This window comes from Mesorhizobium sp. 2RAF21, from assembly GCF_052115345.1.
GTDB lineage: Bacteria > Pseudomonadota > Alphaproteobacteria > Rhizobiales > Rhizobiaceae > Mesorhizobium > Mesorhizobium terrae.
This window is the reverse complement of record NZ_JBFRGM010000051.1, coordinates 1-1,454: the sequence shown is the minus strand read 5'-3', so window position 1 is coordinate 1,454 and position 1,454 is coordinate 1. Positions and strand designations below refer to the sequence as shown.

1 protein-coding gene is annotated in these 1,454 nt (G+C 30.0%); it reads left to right on the top strand.

Annotated elements, in window-relative coordinates:
• Positions 1–340, top strand: a 340-nt coding sequence (locus AB4136_RS33325; protein WP_441932338.1) for a hypothetical protein, incomplete at its 5' end; no start/stop codon positions are given.
• Between the last annotated feature and the right edge of the window lie 1,114 nt (positions 341–1,454).

The following is a 1,454-nucleotide window of genomic DNA, read 5'->3' as shown; positions in this document are numbered from 1 at the left end:
TGTTGAAGTTACGTCTGATCACTTATGGCGTGTAGAAATTGAACTTAAAAGAGATATGGTTGATTATTGGAACGATTGTTTTGAAGATTTACATATTTTAAAACCTGATTGGACTACACTAGAAAAATTAAAAGACCAAGCTATGATTTATATGTTAATTCATGAAGAAGGCGTATGGGGAAAACTTGAAAGGCATGCTAAATATAAATATAAGAAATTAATCAAAGAAATATCTCCAGTTGATTTGACGGAATTAATGAAATCGACTTTAAGAGAAAATGAAAAACAATTGCAAAAGCAAATAGAATTTTGGCAGACAAAAAGTAAGAAGCTATTTTAAAAATGGCTACCATTCGGCTCCCTTTTAGCTCCCAAATGGCTACATAAAAAGGGAGCCATTTGGGAGTCATTTTTTGATTTTATGTAGCCATTTGGGAGACATTTCTGTTCAGGATTCCWCTTATGCTCTTTAAAATACRAGAGTTACATTATACACCTATTTTTTAAGGCTTTAGCTTTTTATTAAGAAGAATAACCGAGATAGAAAAACATATTTCGTATTMTAAAAGATTTAGAAAATGAATTTTAAAATGATTTATCGTCTCTCTGTTGAACGAAAAAAGTTTTTAGTTATTTTTATACGTGGAATGATTAAATGTCCTAGAAARGGCTTAAAATGCAAAATAAAAAGACTACTCATTTTTTGAGTAGCCAGGGAATAGTTTTTGATATATTAAATGAAAAGGAGTAATACATTAATCGTATCACACGCATTTATGCCGAGAAAATTTATTGAGGTTGAGAAGAACCCTTAAYTAAACTTGGAGACGAATGTCGGSATAGYGTGAGCTATKAARCCGACGAKTCGACAAGTTTAGGGATTGTTAAGGGTTCCGAGGCTCAACGTCAATAAAGCAATTGGAATAAAGCATTAAAAAATAGCCACTCAATTTGTGAGTAGCTATTTTTGGGCGAAGATCACTTCACATTAAAAGACTAAATGTGAATGAGGATAATGCTATATTTTTACTTTAACACTTATTTATTTTCATCTCATCCAAAACCATTAAAAATAGTCACTCAATTATTGAGTGACTATGGGTTGGTAGAAGAACTATTTCATGTTAAAAGAATTAATGATGTTTGAGAATTATATTTTCACTTTAACATTTATTTAATCATAGTGCATTCAAAAGTATTTAACGATGAGATTTTTTGGCTTTTTTGAAACGAGTTTCTTCTTGTCTTGATAATATAAGTATTTTGACATAGGTTTATAAATACCAAAAAGCTTGGTCATAATAGACCAAGCTTTTTGATAGTGTTATATTAATAACAAAATAAAAAAGAAGTCGCTCACTCCCCCGCCAAAGTTTGTGAATGCGACTTACCCAAGGAAAAACATTAAGTTGTTTTTTATATTTTGTATATCTAGATATTAAACGATATTAGTT